Annotated in this window: 3 protein-coding genes; all 3 read left to right on the top strand. The window is 77.5% G+C overall.

What is annotated here, in order from left to right; all coding sequences use genetic code 11:
• Positions 1 to 509: winged helix-turn-helix domain-containing protein (locus AC0CYZ_RS30205; protein ID WP_472221806.1), on the top strand; the 509-nt coding region annotated here is incomplete at its 5' end.
• Positions 506 to 1,858 carry a GAF domain-containing sensor histidine kinase gene (locus AC0CYZ_RS30200; RefSeq protein ID WP_472221805.1) on the top strand — a complete coding sequence of 451 codons (1,353 nt, stop codon included), beginning with the start codon at positions 506 to 508 and terminating at the stop codon, positions 1,856 to 1,858. The genes AC0CYZ_RS30205 and AC0CYZ_RS30200, both read left to right, overlap by 4 nt.
• Positions 1,851 to 2,590 (top strand): 7,8-didemethyl-8-hydroxy-5-deazariboflavin synthase CofG (gene cofG / locus AC0CYZ_RS30195; RefSeq protein WP_472221804.1); only part of this gene is annotated, 740 nt, incomplete at its 3' end. The genes AC0CYZ_RS30200 and cofG, both read left to right, overlap by 8 nt.

Below are 2,590 nucleotides of genomic sequence, written 5' to 3'. Positions count from 1 at the left end.
GTCTCGACGTGCTGCGCCGGGTCCGCGGCGCGCCGGTCACCGAGGCCCTCCCCGTGATCGTGCTCTCGGGGCGCAGCGGGGAGACCGACCGCATCGTCGGGCTCGACCTCGGCGCCGACGACTACCTGGTCAAGCCGTTCTCCCCGGGCGAGCTGGCGGCGCGGGTCCGCTCGGTGCTGCGCCGGGCGCGGCCCGCGGCGGCGGCGTCGCCCCCGGTGACGTGCGGGCGGCTGGCGCTCGACCCGGCCGCCCGCGAGATCACCGTCGACGGCGCCCCCGTCGAGCTCACCGCGCGGGAGTTCGACCTGCTGGCCTTCTTCGTCGCCCACCCGCGCCAGGTCTTCAGCCGGGCGCAGCTGCTCGCGCAGGTGTGGCGCAGCGAGGGCTGGCAGGGCGAGGCGACCGTGACCGAGCACGTCCACCGGCTGCGCGCGAAGCTCGCCCTCGACCCGGCGGCCCGCCCGCGCATCCGCACGATGCGCGGCGTCGGCTACCAACTCGACCCGTGACCGCGCACGACACCCTCGACTCCGCCGACGCCGCGGACCTGCTCGACCGCCAGCACCGGGTGCTCGAGCTGCTGGCGGGCGGCGCCGGGCGCGGCGAGGTGCTCGAGGCCGTCACGCTCGCCCTCGAGGAGCTGATCCCCGGCAGCCGCTGCTCGGTGCTGGTCCTCGACGCCGCCGGCGGGACGCTGCACCACGGCGCCGCGCCGTCGCTGCCCGCCGCGTACTCCGCCGCGATCGACGGGTTGGCGATCGGGCAGGACGCCGGGTCGTGCGGCGCGGCGGCCTACCTGGACCGGGCGGTCGTCGCCGAGGACATCGCCCGCGACGCCCGGTGGGACCGGTTCCGCGCGCTGGCGCTGCCGCACGGGCTCGGCTCGTGCTGGTCGAGCCCGATCCACGGCCACGACGGTGTGCTCGGCACGTTCGCGGTCTACCACGCGCGTCCGCACCGTCCCGACGACCGCGAACGCCGGCTCGTCGCGCGGTTCACCGACCTCGCCGCGGTCGCCCTGGAGCACGACCGGCTCTACGCCGCGCGCGCCGCCCGGCGGGAGGCCGAGCTGGCCGCCCGCGTCGCCGAGGAGGCGAGCCGCGCCAAGTCGCTGCTGCTCTCCACGCTGAGCCACGAGCTGCGCACGCCGCTGCAGGCGATCGTGGGGTTCGCGGAGCTGCTCGGCACGCTCGACCTGCCGCCCGCCCGCCGCGAGGCCGCGCTCGGTCACATCGACGCCGCCGCGCACCACGTGCTCGACCTCGTCGGCGACGTGCTCGACCTCGCCCGGCTCGAGGCGCGGGCGCTGCCCCTGGTGCCCGGGACGGTGGACCTCGCCGCGCTGGCCCACGAGGTCCTCGATCTGCTCGAACCACTGGCCGCGCGGCGCGGGGTCCGGCTGGGCACGGACCTGCCGGACGCGGGTGGACCGACCGCGTGCGCCGACCCCCGCCGCGTGCGCCAGGTGCTGATCAACCTCGTCACGAACGGGGTGCGGCACAACCACGTCGACGGCTGGGTGCGGGTCGGCGCGCACACCGCCGACGGCGAGGTCGTGCTGGCGGTCCGCGACGGCGGGCCGGGCATCCCGCCGGCACTGGTGCACCGGTTGTTCGAGCCGTTCGCGCAGCTCGACGGCGGGGCGGCCGAGGACGCGGGTGGCGGGACGGGGCTCGGGCTGGCGCTGGTCCGTGGGCTGGTCGAGGCGATGGCGGGCACGGTGGCGGTCGAGAGCGCCCCGGGCATGGGGACGACGGCGACGGTGCGGCTGCCCGCCACGGTGGCGGCGGCCACGGCCGACGGGGATCCGGACGTGGCCGCCCCCGGCGATCCGGGCGTACGTTCGGGCCGTGCCTGATCACCTGGTCGGCGTGGACCGCGGGGCCGACGACCTCGCCGGCGCCGGCGTCGAGGACGTCGTCGCGCTGCTCTCCGCCCGCGGCCCGCAGCTCGAGGAGCTCCTGGCGCGGGCCGGTGCCCGCCGCGACGCGCACCTGGCCGCGCAGGGCCGCGTCGGGACCGTCACGTACAGCCCCAAGGTCTTCGTGCCCCTGACCCGGTTGTGCCGCGACCGCTGCCACTACTGCACGTTCGCGACCGTGCCCGGCCGCGTGCCCGCGGCGTACCTGGAGCTCGACGAGGTCCTCGACATCGCCCGCCAGGGCGCGGCGCAGGGCTGCACCGAGGTGCTGTTCACCCTGGGCGACCGGCCCGAGGCGCGGTGGCGGGCCGCCGGGGAGTGGCTGACCGCGCGCGGCTACACCTCGACCATCGACTACGTCCGGGCCGCCGCGCAGGCGGTGCTCGACGAGACCGGCCTGCTGCCCCACCTCAACCCCGGGGTGATGACGCCGGCGGAGCTGGCCGTCCTGCGCCCGGTCGCCCCCTCGATGGGGATGATGCTCGAGTCGACGTCCACCCTGCTCGTCGAACCGGGCGGGGCGCACTTCGGGTCGCCGGACAAGGACCCGGCCGTGCGGCTGGCCGCGATCGCCGACGCCGGGCGGGCCCGTGTGCCGTTCACCACGGGCATCCTCGTCGGGATCGGCGAGACGCGCCGCGACCGCGCGGAGTCGCTGCTCGCCCTCGC

The organism is Actinomycetospora sp., from assembly GCF_055612215.1.
Note: the sequence above shows the minus strand (reverse complement) of the source record. Positions and strands in the feature narration are given on the sequence as shown.